Source organism: Methylobacterium sp. J-001 (assembly GCF_022829565.1).
Lineage (GTDB): Bacteria > Pseudomonadota > Alphaproteobacteria > Rhizobiales > Beijerinckiaceae > Methylobacterium.
The window spans coordinates 1-19,117 of record NZ_JAKSYN010000104.1 but is presented as its reverse complement, the minus strand read 5'-3'; the positions used below and the strand labels follow the sequence as shown (position 1 = coordinate 19,117).

14 protein-coding genes, 1 tRNA gene and 1 pseudogene are annotated in these 19,117 nt (G+C 66.6%); all 16 read right to left on the bottom strand.

The genetic code is table 11. The features are described 5' to 3' along the window. Positions 1 to 407 precede the first annotated feature (407 nt). Positions 408 to 1,508 carry a cell wall hydrolase gene (locus MKK65_RS11370; RefSeq protein ID WP_243957823.1) on the bottom strand — a complete coding sequence of 367 codons (1,101 nt, stop codon included), beginning with the start codon at positions 1,506 to 1,508 and terminating at the stop codon, positions 408 to 410. A 295-nt stretch (positions 1,509 to 1,803) separates the two neighbouring features. After that, the gene (rpoC, locus tag MKK65_RS11365; protein ID WP_058194677.1) at positions 1,804 to 6,012 is read right to left on the bottom strand and encodes a DNA-directed RNA polymerase subunit beta'; all 4,209 of its coding nucleotides are present in this window, start codon (positions 6,010 to 6,012) and stop codon (positions 1,804 to 1,806) included. 172 nt (positions 6,013 to 6,184) lie between these two features. Beyond that, positions 6,185 to 10,309, bottom strand: a complete 4,125-nt coding sequence (rpoB, locus tag MKK65_RS11360) for a DNA-directed RNA polymerase subunit beta (RefSeq protein WP_243957759.1) — start codon at positions 10,307 to 10,309, stop codon at positions 6,185 to 6,187. Between the two features lie 244 nt (positions 10,310 to 10,553). Continuing rightward, positions 10,554 to 10,931, bottom strand: coding sequence for a 50S ribosomal protein L7/L12 (rplL, locus tag MKK65_RS11355; protein WP_058194675.1), 378 nt, complete (start codon positions 10,929 to 10,931; stop codon positions 10,554 to 10,556). A 49-nt stretch (positions 10,932 to 10,980) separates the two neighbouring features. Then, positions 10,981 to 11,499, bottom strand: a complete 519-nt coding sequence (gene rplJ / locus MKK65_RS11350; protein ID WP_050735285.1) for a 50S ribosomal protein L10 — start codon at positions 11,497 to 11,499, stop codon at positions 10,981 to 10,983. A gap of 521 nt (positions 11,500 to 12,020) precedes the next feature. Beyond that, positions 12,021 to 12,338, bottom strand: a complete 318-nt coding sequence (locus tag MKK65_RS11345) for a type II toxin-antitoxin system RelE/ParE family toxin (protein ID WP_243957757.1) — start codon at positions 12,336 to 12,338, stop codon at positions 12,021 to 12,023. Further along, entirely contained in the window at positions 12,325 to 12,597 is a 273-nt protein-coding gene (locus tag MKK65_RS11340) for a type II toxin-antitoxin system ParD family antitoxin (protein ID WP_243957756.1), read from the bottom strand. Before MKK65_RS11340 ends, MKK65_RS11345 begins: the two co-directional genes overlap by 14 nt. Positions 12,598 to 12,635: 38 nt before the next feature. Continuing rightward, positions 12,636 to 14,279 carry a B12-binding domain-containing radical SAM protein gene (locus MKK65_RS11335; RefSeq protein ID WP_243957755.1) on the bottom strand — a complete coding sequence of 548 codons (1,644 nt, stop codon included), beginning with the start codon at positions 14,277 to 14,279 and terminating at the stop codon, positions 12,636 to 12,638. 244 nt (positions 14,280 to 14,523) lie between these two features. Further along, complete coding sequence (locus MKK65_RS11330; RefSeq protein ID WP_243957822.1) at positions 14,524 to 14,817, bottom strand: GIY-YIG nuclease family protein; 294 nt, start codon at positions 14,815 to 14,817, stop codon at positions 14,524 to 14,526. Between the two features lie 323 nt (positions 14,818 to 15,140). Then, positions 15,141 to 15,839, bottom strand: coding sequence for a 50S ribosomal protein L1 (gene rplA, locus MKK65_RS11325; protein WP_058194670.1), 699 nt, complete (start codon positions 15,837 to 15,839; stop codon positions 15,141 to 15,143). An 11-nt stretch (positions 15,840 to 15,850) separates the two neighbouring features. Further along, complete coding sequence (gene rplK, locus MKK65_RS11320; RefSeq protein ID WP_007566054.1) at positions 15,851 to 16,300, bottom strand: 50S ribosomal protein L11; 450 nt, start codon at positions 16,298 to 16,300, stop codon at positions 15,851 to 15,853. Between the two features lie 224 nt (positions 16,301 to 16,524). Further along, positions 16,525 to 17,058: a transcription termination/antitermination protein NusG gene (nusG, locus tag MKK65_RS11315; protein WP_007566056.1), complete on the bottom strand. Its 534-nt coding sequence runs from the start codon at positions 17,056 to 17,058 to the stop codon at positions 16,525 to 16,527. A 107-nt stretch (positions 17,059 to 17,165) separates the two neighbouring features. Then, the gene (gene secE / locus MKK65_RS11310) at positions 17,166 to 17,462 is read right to left on the bottom strand and encodes a preprotein translocase subunit SecE (RefSeq protein ID WP_007566058.1); all 297 of its coding nucleotides are present in this window, start codon (positions 17,460 to 17,462) and stop codon (positions 17,166 to 17,168) included. A 185-nt stretch (positions 17,463 to 17,647) separates the two neighbouring features. Next, positions 17,648 to 17,724 (bottom strand) — tRNA-Trp (locus MKK65_RS11305). Between the two features lie 157 nt (positions 17,725 to 17,881). Next, positions 17,882 to 18,772 carry a DUF1444 family protein gene (locus MKK65_RS11300; protein WP_243957753.1) on the bottom strand — a complete coding sequence of 297 codons (891 nt, stop codon included), beginning with the start codon at positions 18,770 to 18,772 and terminating at the stop codon, positions 17,882 to 17,884. Between the two features lie 212 nt (positions 18,773 to 18,984). Further along, positions 18,985 to 19,117: pseudogene (tuf, locus tag MKK65_RS11295) on the bottom strand (elongation factor Tu); the annotation flags it as partial.

Here is a 19,117-nt window from a genome sequence, read left to right as displayed (position 1 = left end):
CCAGGCCGTGGGACGCTGGAAGATATGGGATGCCAGCCCTGTCCAAGTGACAGGCGTAACCGCTCGGGCTACCGTGGCCCCGTTGGGCGCCCCCTCCCGTCACGAAGGCACCGGGCCACCGGCGCTTAGGGCGGATTAGCCGACCGCTGTCGTTCGAGTCGGCAGACGGGAAGGGGGTGAGCGATGTGCTGATGAGTCCGCTTTTGCGGATCACCCTTACGAGGAACCCGAGCGGTGAGTGGTCTGTGACCATCACGCTCGGGCTCGCGTAACACGTAGCTGCCAGGCTACCCAACAAGAGGGTCCGTGGGTGCCCCCCCGCGGGCTCTCGCTCACAGTATGTGAGCCTCAGCGCATGAATGCAAACGCCCGCGCGAATGCAGGAGCCCCCTGCCGATGCAGGCCGCTCAGGTCTGCCCGGGCTTGAGCTGGTAGAAGATGTGCCGTCCGATGACGTCCATCTTGCGCAGGCGCCGCGCCCAGCCAGGCCGCACGTAGTCGGCGTGGTAGTGCGTGGCGGCCCCGACCTCGGCCAGGTAGGTCCGGCCCTCGATCACCGAGCGGGCGATCCGGGTCGCCGATTCCCAGGCGCCGGCATCGGTGATGCGCAGGGACTTGCCCTCGCAGGCGAAGGAGAACTGGCAGCCCATGTAATGATGCCGGTTCTGGTAGACCACGCCGCAGACGCTGCTCGGATAGAGCCCGCTCTTCACGCGGTTCAGGACCACCTGGGCGACGGCGGCCCGGCCGGCCTCGGATTCGCTGCGGGCCTCGAAATACACCGCTTCCGATAGGCAGCGCTGCTCCTTGTCGAGGGAGTCCGGATCGATCAGGTCGGCGTAGCGCCGGCGCGCATCCTCGGGGACCGATTGCAGGGTCTCCGGGCGATCGGGACGGATCGCGAAATCGGGCAGCGCCAGGCTCGCGGCCGCCACCTCGATCGGGATCGCGTCGGCCGGCGCGGGCGTGGTCGACGACAGGGCCACGGCCCGGGGCACGGGCGGGGTCGATCCGTCGTAGCGGCGCTCGGTCTCGCCATCCTCGGTCAGGTCGGCGCTGCCCTCACCCGTGGAGGCGGCGCTCCCGGTGCCCGTGGTCAGGCCGAGATCGGGCACCGGCACGAAGCCGGCCTCCGGCTCGGCCTCGGGATCCCAGACCGCCGAGCCAGCGCTCAGCACGCCGCTGACGCTGCCGGTGACGTCGCCGAACACCAGGGCGGCCCCGGTCTCGCGCAGGGCGGCGGCGCGGCGGGCGAAGCTCGCGGCCGGCGGCTGGAACGGGTCGCCCTTGGCCTGCCGCTGCACCACCGGGAAGACGTGCGCGCCGGTCTTGAGCACCGTCTGGAGCGGCTCGTCGGCGCTACGCCGCAGGGCGGATCCGATCAGCGCCGTGCCGGGTGGCAGGGCGGGGACCGTGAAGGCGTCGATCGCCCCGAGCCGGCTCGAGCCGATCGCGTTCTCGGTGCCGGCATCGGCCGTGAACGAGACCAGAAGGCCGAGCCCCGCCAGCCATGGTGTCATGGCGGCCGAGAGCCAGCGCAGGTTCGATTCCCGTCGTCCTCGTCTCGCACGCACGGCTACAGATCCACAGCGATGCCCCAGCGCCGGTGCGATCCTCCCTGTTTCCAGGGCGGTTCCGCGGCCGACGAGGATTTATCGCCCGGCATGGTTGAGCCCCGGTTAAGCCGGCCCCGCGCCGAACGTCCCGGTTTCGGCACGCGGGCTCATTCGTGCGGCGGCCACGAAAAAGGGCGGCCCGAAGGCCGCCCCGTCTCATCTCAAGCCTGCTGTCGGGGACGAAGCGTCACTCGGCGGCGGGCGGCAGTCCTTCCATCGGATCCGCGGCGCTGCCGGCCTGCTTCTGCTGCAGGATCATCGCATCGCGACGGCGCGCCACGGCGCGGATATCGGCCACCATCGAGCCGGTGCCCGCCGGGATGAGCGAGCCGACGATGACGTTCTCCTTGAGGCCTTCCAGATGGTCGACCTTGCCGTTGACCGCAGCCTCGGTCAGCACCCGGGTCGTCTCCTGGAACGAGGCCGCCGAGATGAACGACTTCGTCTGCAGGGACGCCTTGGTGATGCCGAGCAGAACCGGAACGCCCTGGATCGGCTTCTTGCCCTCGGCAAGCAGCTTCTCGTTGAACTCGGTCAGCTCCGTCCGGTCGATCTGGTCACCCGCGAGGATGTCCGAATCGCCGCCGTCGGTGACTTCGACCTTCTGCAGCATCTGCCGGACGATCACCTCGATGTGCTTGTCGTTGATCGACACGCCCTGCAGCCGGTAGACCTCCTGGATCTCGTTGACGAGGTAGGCCGCGAGTTCCTCCACGCCCTTGATCGCCAGGATGTCGTGCGGGGCCGGGTTTCCGTCGACGATGTAATCGCCGAGTTCCACCACGTCGCCGTCCTGCAGGTGGATGTGCTTGCCCTTCGGGATCAAGTATTCCACCGCCTCGGAGCCGTCATGCGGCGTCAGCGTGAGCCGACGCTTGTTCTTGTAGTCGCGGCCGAACGCGATGGTGCCCGACTTCTCGGCGATGATCGCCGCGTCCTTCGGGCGCCTTGCCTCGAACAGCTCCGCCACCCGCGGCAGACCGCCGGTGATGTCGCGGGTCTTGGCCGAGTCGGTCGAGACGCGGGCCAGGATGTCGCCGGCCTGCACCTTGCCGCCCGGATCGAAGCCGATGATGGCGTCGACGGGCAGGAAGTAGCGGGCATCCGAGCCGCGCGGCAGCTTCACGGGCTTTCCGTCCCGATCGACCACCACCATGGCCGGCTTGAGGTCCGAGGTCCGGGCCGAACCGCGCCAGTCGACGACCACGCGCTTGGCGATGCCGGTCGACTCGTCGGTGGTCTCGGTCATGGACTGGCCGTCGACCAGGTCCTCGTAGGCCACGATGCCGTCGACCTCGGTGAGGATCGGACGGGTGTAGGGGTCCCACTCGGCGATCCGCTGGCCGCGCTTGATCTTGTCGCCCTCGTCGACCCGGAGCTTGGCGCCGTATTGCAGGCGGTGAACCGCCCGCTCGACCCCGTCCGACCCGACGATCACGACCGCCACGTTCCGGCCGGTGGCGATGAGGTCGCCATCGGTGTTCTTGGCGATCGCGCGGTTGCGGATCTTGATCGTGCCCTCGAAGCTCGACTCGATAAACGACGAGTCGGCGATCTGGGCAGCGCCACCGATGTGGAAGGTGCGCATCGTGAGCTGGGTGCCCGGCTCGCCGATCGACTGCGCCGCGATGACGCCGACGGCCTCGCCCATGTTGACGGGCGTGCCGCGGGCCAGATCGCGCCCGTAGCAGGTGGCGCAGACGCCGCTCCGGGTGGCGCAGACCAGCACGGAGCGGATCTTCACCTCCTGGATCCCGGCCGCCTGGATGGCGGGCAGGTGCTTCTCCTCGATGGTCTCGCCGGTCTTCACGATCACCGTGCCGTCGGCCGACACCAGATCCTCGGCGGTGGCACGGCCGAGGATGCGGGTCGCCAGCGTCGCCACGACCTGGCCGGCATCCACGATGGCGCGCATCTTGATGCCGTTGGTCGTGCCGCAATCCACCTCGCGGATCACGGCGTCCTGGGCCACGTCGACGAGGCGGCGGGTCAGGTAGCCGGAATTGGCGGTCTTCAGGGCGGTGTCGGCGAGGCCCTTACGGGCACCGTGCGTGGAGTTGAAGTACTCCAGCACGTCCAGACCTTCCTTGAAGTTCGAGATGATCGGCGTCTCGATGATCTCGCCCGAGGGCTTGGCCATCAGGCCACGCATGGCGGCGAGCTGCTTCATCTGGGCGGGCGAGCCACGGGCACCGGAGTGGCTCATCATGTAGATCGAGTTGACCTGCTTGTCGGCGCCGTTCTCGTCCTTCTGGACGCTCGAGATGCGGTTCATCATCTCGGCGGCCAGCTTGTCCGAGCACTTGGCCCAGGCATCGACGACCTTGTTGTACTTCTCGCCCTGGGTGATCAGGCCGTCGTTGTACTGCTGCTCGTAGTCCTTCACGAGCGTGCGCGTGGTGTCGACGATCGACCACTTGTTGTCCGGCACGACCATGTCGTCCTTGCCGAACGAGATGCCGGCCTTGAACGCGTGGTTGAAGCCGAGCGCCATGATCCGGTCACAGAAGATCACCGACTCCTTCTGACCGCAGTGGCGGTAGACGGTGTCGATCATCGCCGAGATCTCCTTCTTGGTCATCAGCTTGTTGACGACGTCGAAGGGAACCTTGGCGTGCTTCGGCAGCGCGCCGGACAGGATCACCCGGCCGGGGGTCGTGTCGTAGGTCTTGGTCAGGGGCTGGTTGTCCGGGCCGATGCCGGTCCAGCGCCACCGGATCTTGGTGTGGAGCGACACGGTCTTGGCCGCGAGCGCGTGCTCCAGCTCGCCCATGTCACCGAAGACGCCCTGCATCGGGTTCTTGGGGTTGTCCGGATTGAACGCGCCCTTCGAACCGTCGGCCACGATCGACAGGTAGTAGAGGCCGAGCACGATATCCTGCGACGGCACGATGATCGGCTGACCGTTGGCCGGGTGCAGGATGTTGTTGGTCGACATCATCAGGACGCGCGCTTCCAGCTGCGCCTCGAGCGACAACGGGACGTGCACGGCCATCTGGTCGCCGTCGAAGTCGGCGTTGAACGCGGCGCAGACCAGCGGGTGCAGCTGGATCGCCTTGCCCTCGATCAGCTTCGGCTCGAAGGCCTGGATGCCGAGACGGTGCAGGGTCGGCGCGCGGTTCAGCATCACCGGGTGCTCGCGGATCACCTCATCGAGGATGTCCCAGACCTCCGGCTTCTCCTTCTCGACCAGCTTCTTGGCCTGCTTCACCGTTGCCGAGAAGCCCTTGGCGTCCAGCCGCGCGTAGATGAACGGCTTGAACAGCTCCAGCGCCATCTTCTTCGGCAGGCCGCACTGGTGCAGCTTCAGCTCGGGACCGACCACGATGACCGAACGGCCGGAATAGTCGACGCGCTTGCCGAGCAGGTTCTGGCGGAACCGGCCCTGCTTGCCCTTCAGCATGTCGGCGAGCGACTTCAGCGGGCGCTTGTTGGCACCCGTGATGACGCGGCCGCGGCGGCCGTTGTCGAACAACGCGTCGACGGCCTCCTGCAGCATCCGCTTCTCGTTGCGGATGATGATGTCGGGGGCGCGCAGCTCGATCAGCCGCTTCAGGCGGTTGTTGCGGTTGATGACGCGGCGGTAGAGGTCGTTCAGGTCGGAGGTCGCGAAGCGGCCGCCATCCAGCGGGACCAGCGGGCGCAGGTCCGGCGGGATCACCGGGACGACGGTGAGGATCATCCACTCCGGCTTGTTGCCGGACATCTGGAACGCCTCGATGATCTTGAGGCGCTTCAGGAGCTTCTTCGGCTTCAGCTCGGAGGTGGTGACCGCGATCTCCTCGCGCAGATCGTTGGCTATCTTGTCGAGGTCGAGCTCCTGGAGGATGCGCCGGATGGCCTCGGCGCCGATCATGGCGGTGAACGAGTCCTCGCCGTACTCCTCCTGGGCGCGCAGGTACTCCTCCTCCGACAGGAGCTGACGCTCCTTCAGGGGGGTGAGGCCCGGCTCGATGACGCAGTAGGACTCGAAGTACAGGATCCGCTCGAGGTCCTTGAGGGCCATGTCGAGCAGCAGGCCGATGCGCGAGGGCAGCGACTTCAGGAACCAGATGTGGGCGACCGGGGCGGCCAGCTCGATATGGCCCATGCGGTCGCGCCGGACGCGCGCGAGGGTGACCTCGACGCCGCACTTCTCACAGATGACACCCTTGTACTTCATGCGCTTGTACTTGCCGCACAAGCACTCGTAATCCTTGATCGGCCCGAAGATGCGCGCGCAGAACAGGCCGTCGCGCTCGGGCTTGAAGGTCCGGTAGTTGATGGTCTCCGGCTTCTTGATCTCGCCGTACGACCAGGAGAGGATCTTCTCCGGCGACGAGATCGAAATCTTGATCTGATCGAAGCTGACCGGTGTGGCCTGCTGGTTGAAAAGGTTCATGACCTCTTGGTTCATGATCCGCTCCTTGTTGACGCCGGTGGCCCCGCGCCGGGCCCCCGTGTCCTGAAAAAGATCCGGCGCCGCGCCCCGTTCGAGCGCCGCTGGCCGTCGTCATGCGGAGGCCCCGCCCCTCCCCGCTCGACCGTGGCGGCGCGACGCCGCCACGGGAGGTGTTGGTGCGACTCCGCTACTCGGCGGCGTCGGCCGGCGGCTCCAGCTGATCGTTCGCGGCCTTCTTGGAGGACGTCAGCTCGACGTTGAGGCCGAGCGAGCGCATCTCCTTGACGAGCACGTTGAACGATTCGGGGATGCCAGCCTCGAAGGTGTCGTCGCCGCGGACGATCGCCTCGTAGACCTTGGTGCGGCCGGCCACGTCGTCCGACTTCACCGTCAGCATCTCCTGCAGCGTGTAGGCCGCGCCGTAGGCCTCCAGCGCCCAGACCTCCATCTCGCCGAAGCGCTGACCGCCGAACTGCGCCTTACCGCCCAGCGGCTGCTGGGTGACGAGCGAGTACGGGCCGATCGACCGGGCGTGGATCTTGTCGTCCACCAGGTGGTGCAGCTTCAGCATGTAGATGTAGCCCATCGTCACCTTGCGGTCGAAGGGCTCGCCGGAGCGGCCGTCGTAGAGGGTCGACTGCGCCGAGCGGTCGAGACCGGCCATCTCGAGCATCTGCTCGATGTCGGCCTCCTTGGCGCCGTTGAACACCGGGGTGGCCATCGGCACGCCGCGACGGACGTTGTTGCCGGCCTCGGCCAGCTCCTCGTCGGTCAGGCCGTCGAGCTCGCCCGGCGAGTAGATCGCCTCCATCTCCTGACGCAGCGGCGCGATGTCGTGCGACTTCAGATAGGCATCCACCGCCTTCGAGACCTTGCGACCCAGGCCCGCAGCCGCCCAGCCCAGATGGGTCTCCAGGATCTGGCCGACGTTCATGCGCGAGGGCACGCCCAGCGGGTTGAGCACGATGTCGGCATGGGTCCCGTCTTCCAGGAACGGCATGTCCTCGATCGGCACGATCCGCGACACGACACCCTTGTTGCCGTGACGGCCGGCCATCTTGTCGCCCGGCTGGATCTTGCGCTTCACCGCCACGAAGACCTTGACCATCTTCATGACGCCGGGGGGCAGCTCGTCGCCGCGCTGCAGCTTCTCGACCTTGTCGAGGAAGCGCTGCTCGAGGCGCTTCTTCGACTCGTCGTACTGCTTCTGCATCGCTTCCATCTCGGTCATGAGACGGTCTTCGATGACGGCGAACTGCCACCATTGCGAGCGCGGGTAGTCGTTGATCAGCTCACGGGTGAGCGTGGTGTCCTTCTTGAAGCCCTTCGGGCCGGCCACCGGCGCCTGACCGATCAGCACGTCCGCCAGGCGGGCGTAGGTGTTGCGGTCCAGGATCGCCTGCTCGTCGTCGCGGTCCTTGGCGAGCCGCTCGATCTCCTCGCGCTCGATCGCCTGGGCGCGCTCGTCCTTATCGACGCCGTGCCGGTTGAACACCCGCACCTCGACGATCGTGCCGGTGACGCCCGGCGGCACCCGCAGGGAGGTGTCGCGCACGTCCGAGGCCTTCTCGCCGAAGATGGCGCGCAGGAGCTTCTCCTCCGGCGTCATCGGGCTCTCGCCCTTCGGGGTGATCTTGCCGACCAGGATGTCGCCGGCATTCACCTCGGCACCGATATAGACGATGCCGGCCTCGTCGAGGTTCTTGAGCGCTTCCTCGGAGACGTTCGGGATGTCGCGGGTGATTTCCTCCGGCCCGAGCTTGGTGTCGCGGGCCATCACCTCGAACTCCTCGATGTGGATCGAGGTGAACACGTCATCCTTCACGATCCGCTCGGAGAGCAGGATCGAATCTTCGAAGTTGTAGCCGTTCCACGGCATGAACGCGACGAGCACGTTCCGGCCGAGCGCCAGCTCGCCGAATTCCGTCGACGGACCGTCGGCGATGATCTCGCCCTTCTTCACCGGCTCGCCGACGCGGACCAGCGGCTTCTGCGTGATGCAGGTCGACTGGTTGGAGCGCTGGAACTTCTGCAGGCGGTAGATGTCGACGCCCGGCTTGGTGGCGTCGGCCTCCTCGGTGGCCCGGATGACGATACGGGTGGCGTCCACCTGATCGACGATGCCGGAGCGGCGCGCCGCGATGGCCGCGCCGGAATCGCGGGCAACGACCGCCTCCATGCCGGTGCCAACGAACGGCGCGTCGGCACGCACCAGCGGCACGGCCTGCCGCTGCATGTTCGAGCCCATGAGGGCGCGGTTGGCGTCGTCGTTCTCGAGGAACGGGATCAGCGCCGCGGCGACCGAGACGAGCTGCTTGGGCGAGACGTCCATGAGGTCGACGCGCTCGGGGCCCACGACGATCACGTCGCCGGCCCGGCGGCAGACCACGAGGTCTTCCGTCAGCTTCTTGTTCTCGTCCATCTGGGCGTTGGCCTGGGCGACGTAGTACTTCGCCTCCTCCATGGCCGAGAGGTAGGCGACCTCATTGGTGACCACGCCGTCGCGGACGCGGCGGAACGGGGTCTCGATGAAGCCGTACTTGTTCACCCGGGCGAAGGTCGCCAGCGAGTTGATCAGGCCGATGTTCGGGCCTTCCGGCGTCTCGATCGGGCAGATGCGGCCGTAATGGGTCGGGTGCACGTCGCGCACCTCGAACCCGGCGCGCTCGCGGGTCAGACCGCCCGGGCCAAGCGCCGAGAGGCGGCGCTTGTGCGTGACCTCGGAGAGCGGGTTGGTCTGGTCCATGAACTGCGAGAGCTGCGACGAGCCGAAGAACTCGCGCACCGCCGCCGCCGCCGGCTTGGCGTTGATCAGGTCCTGCGGCATCACCGTGTCGATATCGACCTGGCTCATGCGCTCGCGGATCGCGCGCTCCATGCGGAGCAGGCCGAGGCGGTACTGGTTCTCCATCAGCTCGCCGACCGAACGCACCCGGCGGTTGCCGAGGTGATCGATGTCGTCGATCTCGCCCTTGCCGTCACGCAGCTCGACCAGCGCCTTGACCACCGCCAGCATGTCTTCCTTGCGGAGGGTGCGGACCGTGTCGGCGGCGTCGAGGTCGAGACGCATGTTCATCTTCACGCGGCCAACCGCCGAGAGGTCGTAGCGCTCGGAATCGAAGAACAGCGAGTGAAACATCGCCTCGGCGGTGTCGAGCGTCGGCGGCTCACCGGGACGCATGACCCGGTAGATGTCGAACAGCGCGCCTTCGCGGTTGGAATTCTTGTCCACCGCCAGCGTGTTGCGGATGTAGGGACCGACGTTGACGTGGTCGATGTCGAGCACCGGAAGCTCGGAAATGCCGATCTCCTCCAGGCTCTTCAGGAGCTTCTCGGAGATCTCCTCGCCGGCCTCGGCCCAGATCTCGCCGGTCTCGGTGTTGACCAGGTCCTCGGCGATGTACTGGCCGACCAGATCCTCGTCGGTGGCCTTGAGGTACTTGGTGCCCTTGTCGGTGATCTGACGGGCGTTGCGGGCGTTGAGCTTCTTGCCGGCCTCGAGAACGACCTCGCCGGAATCGGCGTCGATCAGGTCGACGGTCGCCTTCATGCCCTTCATGCGCTCGGGATCGAACGGGACGCGCCACTCGGCGCCGTCGCGGTCGTAGACCACGCGGTTGTAGAAGGTCGACAGGATCTCCTCGCCGTCGAGGCCCAGCGCGTAGAGCAGCGACGTCGCCGGCAGCTTGCGCTTGCGGTCGATGCGGACGTGGACGATGTCCTTGGCGTCGAACTCGACGTCGAGCCAGGAGCCGCGATACGGGATGATGCGGGCGGCGAACAGGAGCTTGCCCGAGGAGTGGGTCTTGCCCTTGTCGTGGTCGAAGAACACGCCCGGCGAGCGGTGCATCTGCGAGACGATTACGCGCTCGGTGCCGTTGACGATGAAGGTGCCGTTCTCCGTCATCAGGGGCATGTCGCCCATGTAGACGTCCTGCTCCTTGATGTCCTTGACCGACTTGGCCTGGGTGTCCGGATCGACATCGAACACGATCAGCCGCAGCGTCACCTTCAGCGGGGCCGCGAAGGTGATGCCGCGCTGGCGACACTCGTCGACGTCGTATTTCGGCTGCTCGAAGGTGTAGCGCACGAATTCGAGCAGGGCCGTCGAGGCGAAGTCCGAGATCGGGAACACCGACTTGAACACGCTCTGGAGGCCTTCATCGCCGCGGCCGCCCTCCGGCTCGTCGACCATGAGGAACTGATCGTAGGATGCCTTTTGAACCTCGATGAGGTTCGGCATCTCGGCGACTTCCTTGATCTTGCCGAAGAACTTCCGAATGCGCTTGCGACCGACCAGCGTGTTGGCCATGTGAACTCGCTCCATCCCGCGTGCCTCGCGCCCGGGGAAGCGTTCCCGAAAGGGACCTCCCGCGCCGGACTGTGACGCGCGCCCCGCCGGACCGCGCCACCGAACCGAAATCTCTCTGGCCCGATTCAGGGCCCTCCGCCGAAGCGGCCTAAAGCCCGCGGGTGCTGCACCCGCGGGCTCCAGTCACGACAGGCCCGCAGCGGGCCTCCGTGGGGTGATGGGCCGGAACCGGCCCATCATCGACTTACTTGAGCTCGACCTTGGCGCCAGCCTTCTCGAGCTGGGCCTTGAGCTTCTCAGCCTCGTCCTTGGTGACGCTCTCCTTGACCGGCTTCGGAGCGCCCTCGACGAGGTCCTTGGCTTCCTTGAGGCCCAGGCCGGTGATGGCGCGGACTTCCTTGATGACCTCGATCTTCTTGTCGCCGGCGGCAGCCAGCACGACGGTGAACTCGGTCTGCTCCTCGACGGCGGCGGCACCGCCACCAGCGGCCGGGCCAGCGGCGACGGCGACGGCGGCAGCAGCCGAGACGCCCCACTTCTCTTCGAGCATCTTGGCCAGGTCGGCGGCCTCGAGAACGGTCAGCGAGGACAGGTCGTCGACGAGCTTGGCAAGATCAGCCATTTTCTATTCCTCTCAGATATCGGTTCGAACGAATGGTTTTTGAAGGCCCTCAGGCGGCCTCGTCCTTGGTGGCATAGGCCCCGAACACGCGGGCGAGCTTGGCCGCCGGCGCATTGACGACCTGGGCGATCTTGGTCGCGGGCGCCTGTACGAGGCCCACGATCTTGGCGCGCAGTTCGTCGAGGGACGGGAGCGAGGCGAGGGCCTTCACGCCGTCCGGGTTCAGGGTTGTCGTCCCCATCGCGCCGCCGAGAATCACGAGCTTGTCGTTCGTCTTGGCGAAATCGACCGCGACCTTGGCGGCGGCAACCGGGTCGCCGGAATAGGCGAGCAGGGTCGGGCCCTTCAGGAGCGGCTTGATGGAGGCGACGTCCGTACCATCGAGTGCGATGCCGGCGAGGCTGTTCTTGGCGACCTTCACGGTGGCGCCGGCCTGCTTCATCTGCGAACGCAGCTTCTGCATATCGGCGACCGTGAGGCCCTTGTAGTGGGCCACGACGACGACGGCGCTCTGATTGAACACGCCGTTGAGCGTCGAGACGAGGTCAGCTTTTGCTGTCCGGTCCACTGGGCTCTCTCCGGTTGGCGGAACCCGATCTTGGGTCCGCCGGTTGCACATGCCGTCCGGACGTTGTCTCGGCCTTCAAGAGACCGGGAACGTCCGAACGACGCTTCGCGGCCCTGTCCCCGCACGTGCCCCGGGGGGCCGCTTCGGGTGAGTTGGTTCAAACCGACACCCCTCCACGGCGTTTGCCGCAGCGAGGCTTTTCCTAAGTTCGGTCTTCCCCGTCTGTGCAGGCTGGTCGTGGATTAAGCCGGCGAACCGGCACCTGCAGTCTCGGACAGGACATGGCCGGACACGGCTCCGCGGGGCTCGTCGCCCTCAGGATCCTGCCGGCCATTGCCACCCGGTTGCCCGGGCGACATTTCATGCGGAAACCGGCCGATTGGCCGTCTCCTTCCGTGAGGATGAAATGCGTAAGGCGCGGTGTATAGAGGCTAGCAAGCCGCCTGCCAAGAGCCGAAGCGCGACTTTTCCGCCGCAGGCAAGGGCCGGCGCGGAAGATCGGCCTGGGACGCATGTCTCCCTCACGGCTCCCCTTCAGCTTCACTGAGCAGCGCTTCGACGTCTCGTCCACGATACAGGACACGCAGGATGTCGAGACGGTCTTCGCGCAACGCATAGGCGATCACGACCCGACGCTCGAAAGCCACGAGTCGAAGCCCGATCCGCAGATCGTCGCGAGTCCGTCCGGCCCGCGGCATTTCGGACAGGCGCTCACAGCGTTCGCGGATCCGCCGAATGAAGGCGATCGCGCGGTCCGGGCTGTCTTGAGCTATATGATCGTAGAGCGCTTCGAGATCCGCGATGGCTTGCGCCTGAAGCGCGACCTCAAGCTTTGCCACCGTTCGCGACTCGGTGAGCGTGCCGATCCTCCAGCCGATCGAAGACCACCTGTGCAGGAACGCCAGGCTGCGGATCGTCGAAGGCGGCGAGAATCGAGGTCAGGACAGCATCGCGGTGCTTGAACGATTCGACGGAGAGCCGATCCTCAAGAAGCCGCAACCCCGCCGTCACGACCTCGGCTGCATCACGAAAACGACCGGTGGCAACCTGAGTCCGCACGAAGCGGTCGAGATCCGGACTCAGGTCGATATCGGCCATGACGCGGCTTCCAGGCTGCCGAGGCATCTGACGGCAGACTAGGCCGCCTCGCGCTCCGGCACCAGCTTGCGCCGGGCGGTCTCCCACCACGAACGGCGCCGCGCATCCTCGGCCTCGGCGGCCTTGGCGGCGTAGAAGGAGGCGTTGTGCTCGCCGCGGAGCGCTTCGCGGGTGAAGCGGATCAGGTGGTGGGCGACGAAGCCCATGTTGAACACCGCCTCGATCTGCCCGCGCTTCAGGGCATAGCCCGCCGCGCTCCAGAACGGCCTGCGGTAATCCGAGAGCAGCCCGACCCGCGTGATGATGTTGAAGCCGAGGATCAGGCCGCGGCGCAGGTTCGTGAAGGTGAGCTTGCCCTTCGTCGGCGTCACGATCCGGTTCGGATAGGTGGTCTCACACTGGTGCTTGAACCGGGCGAACAGCTGCTCCGGCTCGTAGGCATGCGCGATCGCCCGGCGCCAGCTCGACACCACGGTGTCGTGCGGGCGCTTGAACAGGACGTTCGATTCCAGCGCCGCGTCGTGGACCAGCCGCCCCTCGCGTTCCAGTCGGTCCCACAGCGGGGTCTTGGGCAGGGCCTGGAGCAGGTTGATGGTCAGGACCGGGATCGCCGACTTGTCGATGAAGTCGATCAGGTTCTGCTCGGACTTGTCGCTGTCGGTATCGAGCCCGAGGATGATGCCCGAGGTGACTTCGAGCCCATAGGAATTGAGGATCTCGATCGCCTCGTACATCGGCACGGCGGCGTTGTGGGTCTTGTCGATGCCCTTGAGCGCGTCCGCCTCCGGCGTCTCGATGCCGACGAACACGGTCATGAAATTGGCCTGGCGCATCAGCTCGAGGATCTCGGGCTGCTTGGCCATGTTGAGGGTCGCCTCGCAGGCGAATTGCAGCGGGTAGTCGTTCTTCTTCTGCCACGCCACGAGATGGGGCAGCATCTCGCGGGTCGCCTTGCGGTTGGCGATGAAGTTGTCGTCAACGAAGTAGACCACCGCCGGATGCCCGGGCTGGCTGATGATCGCGTCGAGCTCGGCGCACATCTGCTCGGGGCTCTTCAGCCGGGGCTGGCGGCCGTAGAGCTGGGGAATGTCGCAGAACTCGCAGCGATACGGGCAGCCGGAGGAGAACTGCAGCGAGCCGATCAGGTAGCGCTTGAGCGGGGCCGCCTCGTAGGCCGGGGCCGGGAAGTCGGAGAGCGCCAGGCGCTCCTCGGTCTCGAACACCACCTGCTGGGTCGGCCGGGCGACGTCGGCATCGAGACGCTCGATCAGCCGGTCGGTGGCATCGCCGATCTCGCCGACATGGAGATAATCGAAATCCGGGTACTTTTCCCGCGCCCCGGATACCGAGGGGCCGCCCAGGGCCGCGACCTTGCCGGCCGCATGGGCGCGCCGGCCGATATCGTGGATCTGGCCCTCCTGGATGTGCATCCCGGAGACGAACACGGCGTCCGCCCAGGCGAAATCCTGGGCTGAGGCGCGCCGGATGTTCTCGTCGATGAAGCGGTACTCCCAGCTCTCCGGCATGTAGGCCGCGATCACAAGGAGGCCCTGCGGGGGCATGAACGCCTTGACGCCCCCCATAAGGGGGTAGGCGTGCGAGAACGTGCCGAATGACGGCGTGTAGGCGGGGAAGACGCACAAGATGCGTCGGCGGGTCGTGACGGAGACAGTGCTGCGCATGGAGGCCTATCTAGCACAGCCGTCGCGGATGGCGCCCCCCTTTACGGTTGAGAATGACGTGAAGGGCGGTGCTAAAGAGCCGCTACGCGGCACTTCATATGCTGGGTCCCGGCTCGCATTCCGCTGACGCTGCATGCGCCCGGGAAAGGGCGTCCCGGTTCCTTGGCCCCCGCCCCTTTCCCGGACAGGTGCAGCGAAGCGGAACCTGATCCGGGACCCAGCACAGAATTCGCCGCGCAGCGGCTCAAAACCCGAGCTCCTCGTAGAGATCGCGCCAGGCCGGGTTGAACGCCTCGATCAGCGCGAGCTTGCACGCACGGCGCCAGCGCTTGATCGCATACTCCCGGATGCGGGCATCGATGATGCGCGGATATTCTTCGTACCAAACCAGCATCGTCACGCCGTAGTCACGGGTGAACCCGGGCATGGCACCGGTGCGATGCTCATGGATGCGTCGTGCGAGGTCGATGGTCGAGCCGGTGTAGAGCGTTCCATTCCGCCGACTGGCCAGCATGTAGACATGGGACCGGCGCTCCATCATCCACCTCCCGAAACAGAGGCAGATATGACGAAGCGTCTCCGATTCGACGACGCCTTTCCCGGGCGCATGGAGCGGGAGCGGAATGCGACCCGGGACCCAGCATAAGACGGCGCGAAGCGTCCTTCGCAACAGCGTTGCACTTCAATTGAGCCGCTACGCGGCACATCTTTTAGCTGGATCCCGGATCACCTTCCACTGTCGTTCCAGGCGTCCAGGAAAAGGCAGCGTCTTATCCGCAAAGGGTTTTTGCGCCGGGCCTCCCAACGCAAAACGCCCGGCCGTTTCCGGCCGGGCGCTTCGTAAGTGCGGTGAGCCGCGGCTCAGGCGGTCAGAACCGTGCTCGGCTCGACCTTCACGCCCGGGCCCATCGTCGAGGTGACGGCGATGCGCTGAACGTAGGTGCCCTTGGCGCCCGCCGGCTTCGCCTTGGCGACCGCGTCGGCGAAGGCCTTGATGTTCTCGACGAGCTTATCGGCGTCGAACGAGACCTTGCCGACGCCGGCATGGACGATGCCGGCCTTCTCGACGCGGAACTCCACCGAGCCGCCCTTGGCGCCGGCCACGGCGCTCTTCACGTCCATAGTGACGGTGCCGACCTTCGGGTTCGGCATCAGGCCGCGCGGGCCCAGCACCTTACCGAGACGACCGACCAGCGGCATCATGTCCGGGGTGGCGATGCAGCGATCGAACTCGATCTTGCCGCTCTGGACGATCTCCAGGAGATCCTCGGCGCCGACGATGTCGGCACCCGCCGCCTTGGCGTCGTCCGCCTTGGCGCCGCGGGCGAAGACCGCCACGCGGACCGTCCGGCCGGAGCCGTTCGGCAGGTTGCAGACGCCGCGGACCATCTGGTCGGCGTGACGCGGATCGACGCCGAGATTCATCGAGACCTCGATGGTCTCGTCGAACTTCGCGGTCGCCCGCTCCTTGACCAGCTTGATCGCCTCATCCAGCGGGTAGAGCTTGGTCACCTCGATGCCCTCGCGGGCGGCGCGGATGCGCTTTCCTTCGCGTGCCATGATGTCCTCCCTCAGGCCGTGATTTCGAGGCCCATGGCCCGGGCAGAGCCGCGGATCATGGCGACGGCCGCTTCGACCGAGTCGCAATTGAGGTCGGGCATCTTCTTCTCGGCGATCTCGCGCAGCTGCGCCTCGGAGATCTTGCCGACGGACGGGCCCTTACCGGGGGTCTTCGAGCCGGAAGCCGGCTTCTTGCCGATCTTCAGACCGACCGCCTTCTTCAGGAAGAAGGTGACCGGCGGCTGCTTCATCTCGAAGGTGAACGAGCGATCCTGATACGCGGTGATGATCACCGGGATCGGGGTGCCCTTCTCCATCTGCGCGGTCTTCGCGTTGAAGGCCTTGCAGAATTCCATGATGTTGAGGCCGCGCTGACCGAGCGCGGGGCCGATCGGGGGCGACGGGTTCGCCGCGCCGGCCGGGACCTGAAGCTTCACGTAGCCCGTGATCTTCTTCGCCATGGGACAACTCCCAAAACTGCGTCCGCCGCCGGGCTGCCTAAGCGCGGGCGGATCGGACGATTGCAGGTCGCGGTGCGATCCGTGGGTCCCGGAGGCGAGGCCGGGCGGATCTCCCGCGTGTGAGACCGCCCTCTATACGGGGACGGCCGCTTCGCGACCGACGCGCAGCGCCGGCCGGAAGAGCATCGGCCGCCGAAAAACCGGCCGCCGCGTGTCTTGAAGCCTCAGGCCTTCTCGACCTGGGCGTATTCCAGCTCCACCGGGGTGGCGCGTCCGAAGATCGACACGGCCACCTTCAGGCGGGACCGAGCCTCGTCGATCTCCTCGACGGTGCCGTTGAAGCTCGCGAACGGGCCGTCGGCGACCCGGACGGTCTCGCCGATCTCGAACGCGATCGACGGCTTCGGACGGTCGACACCCTCAGCGACCTGGCCCTTGATCCGCTCCGCCTCGGCGTCGGGGATCGGAACCGGTTTCGACTTGTCGGCCCCGAGGAAGCCCGTGACCTTCGGGGTGTTCTTGATGAGGTGGTAGACCTCGTCGGTCAGATCGCACTTCACCAGGACGTAGCCGGGGAAGAATTTGCGCTCGGCATCGACCTTCCGGCCGCGGCGCACCTCGACGACCTTCTCGGTCGGGACCATCACCTCGTCGAACAGCTCGGTCAGCCCGCGCTGAGCCGCCTGGTCCTTGATGGACTGGGCGACCTTGTTCTCGAAGTTCGAGTAGGCGTGGACGATGTACCAGCGCTTCGACACGGTTCCGTTCAACTCCGACAAGTCCGCGAGGTCTCCCCCGATCGATTCGCCCCCCTCAACGCATCATCTTTTCCCGAAAGCCGGAGGCCACCTTTCGGGACGATGCTCTAGAGGCCGAGCACCAGGCCGACCACGAAGCGCAGGGCCTGGTCAACCACCGTGAAGAACAGGCTCGTCACCACGACCATCACGAACACCATGATGGTGGTGATCGTGGTCTCGCGGCGGGACGGCCACGTGACCTTGCGGGCCTCGTCGCGGACCTGGGAGAAGAACTCCCCCGGGGTCACGCGCTTCTGCGGCACCTTGGCGGGCGTGGCCGGGCGGGCTGGCGGCGTGTTCGCGGGACCGCGAGCCGCGCCGCGCGCCACATCCACCTTCTTGGTCGCTTCGTTCGATGCCATGGCGCCAGTGTTTTTTGCGTGCGCGGGCCCGAGGCAGGGCCTGCTTCCGGGAACGCGAACATCCGGCACCGAGGGCCTGGACGGGCCCGCACCGACGGTCGCTTCAGATCTCGGATTGCGCCCGCTCTAGCGCAACTCCGCCGGCTTGTCGACCGGGGCGACCGCGCGGGGGTGGGTGAGATATCTGGCAGGAGTGGAGGGACTCGAACCCGCAACCTCCGGTTTTGGAGACCGGCGCTCTGACCAGTTGAGCTACACTCCTAGCGTCCCGCCCAATGCCCGATCGCGGCGCCGCTTGCAAGAGGTTCGGCGACACGGACAGGCCCGAGAAAGCAAAATGCGGCCCTCGCGGGCCTGTCCGTCCCACCCGATCCTGACCGGAGCGGTGGGTCCTTCGGGCATCCCGCGGCTGCGCAGCGTCAACGGCCGTGATCCGCGCGCTCCGCAGCGGTCAAGGGACGCAATCCGTTTCGGTCGAAGTGGAACAGCTCGTCGCTGCGACCGTAGGGGCCGGCCCGCATCTGCTTGGTCGCCTCTGCGGCCAGTTCGTGCCGCGCAGCGCTATCGGCGGGCCAGGCCATCAGCGCATTCCGGGTGGGAGCGGCCAGGGTGATGCTGTCCGCCTTCAAGGCGCGGCGCATCTGATCGAGGTAGTCCGGCACCAGCAGCCGCGCGGCGTCGTAATCGTCGCCCGAATCGGCGATGGCGAAGATCGGCGTGTCATCCCCGACGCCGAGGCTGAACGGAGCATCCTTCGAGGTTGCCGCAAGGTTCTTGACGGCGGTCGCCTCCACCAGGGCGGGCTCGACATGCCAGCCCGCGAGCATCGCGCGGGTCACGTATTGGTACCGCTTCGGTTCATCGAGCACGTAGACAACGAACAGCGTCTCGGAAAACCGACGGTGGGCAATCTCCGGGCGCTGGTGAAGGATCTCTTCCGGCACGAGTTGCACGCGCAGCCGCGATTGGATGGCCGCGAAATCCCCGGGATCCGTCGCGGGCTGGGACCGCGCCAGAACGTCGGCAATGAATTCTGCGATGGCCCGTCGGCGTTCCGAGCCGGTGAGCCTGGCAACGCGCGGGTACAGGTTTGTGAGGGCGATCGTCCTGGGCCCGACATTGATCTGCCCCGGATCGGAATCGAGACGGATCTCGGCCGCCGGTTGCAGAACCCGGACCAGCGCCGCCACCTCGTCGCGGAATCGCCCGTCGCTCAAATCATCGGCGCGCGCCCCACCGAGCGCGATTGGGGCCCCGGCACAGATCAGGACCAGCAAATCCAGGGCGCGGCGAAGAAGACCAGCGGACATATGAGTCTCCACCGGAGCACGGTCGAGACATGACAAAGCAGCGCCGGCGCTCCGTCAAGACGAAGGCCGGCGGGAATCACATCAGATCTGCAGATTGGCACCTGGCATCCCGGCCGGACCGGGACATGTTCGCGCCGCGATGAGACGCAAGCTGCGAAAGGTACGCCGTCTGGCGGATCGGCGCGCCTCGCGACGCGCCGATCCGTCCTGGCTTAGTCGTTGATGGCGGCGACGACGCCGGCACCGACGGTGCGGCCGCCCTCGCGGATGGCGAAGCGCAGCTTCTCCTCCATGGCCACCGGCACGATCAGCGTGACGTCCATGGTCACGTTGTCGCCCGGCATC

Excerpts from the sequence above, each read along its gene's own strand:
- MKK65_RS11340 (WP_243957756.1), bottom strand. The coding sequence starts at position 12,597 with ATGGCCGATATCGACCTGAGTCCGGATCTCGACCGCTTCGTGCGGACT.
- rplL (WP_058194675.1), bottom strand. The coding sequence starts at position 10,931 with ATGGCTGATCTTGCCAAGCTCGTCGACGACCTGTCCTCGCTGACCGTT.
- rplA (WP_058194670.1), bottom strand. The coding sequence starts at position 15,839 with ATGGCACGCGAAGGAAAGCGCATCCGCGCCGCCCGCGAGGGCATCGAG.
- MKK65_RS11335 (WP_243957755.1), bottom strand. The coding sequence starts at position 14,279 with ATGCGCAGCACTGTCTCCGTCACGACCCGCCGACGCATCTTGTGCGTC.
- secE (WP_007566058.1), bottom strand. The coding sequence starts at position 17,462 with ATGGCATCGAACGAAGCGACCAAGAAGGTGGATGTGGCGCGCGGCGCG.
- MKK65_RS11300 (WP_243957753.1), bottom strand. The coding sequence starts at position 18,772 with ATGTCCGCTGGTCTTCTTCGCCGCGCCCTGGATTTGCTGGTCCTGATC.
- rpoC (WP_058194677.1), bottom strand. The coding sequence starts at position 6,012 with ATGAACCAAGAGGTCATGAACCTTTTCAACCAGCAGGCCACACCGGTC.
- rpoB (WP_243957759.1), bottom strand. The coding sequence starts at position 10,309 with ATGGCCAACACGCTGGTCGGTCGCAAGCGCATTCGGAAGTTCTTCGGC.
- MKK65_RS11330 (WP_243957822.1), bottom strand. The coding sequence starts at position 14,817 with ATGGAGCGCCGGTCCCATGTCTACATGCTGGCCAGTCGGCGGAATGGA.
- rplK (WP_007566054.1), bottom strand. The coding sequence starts at position 16,300 with ATGGCGAAGAAGATCACGGGCTACGTGAAGCTTCAGGTCCCGGCCGGC.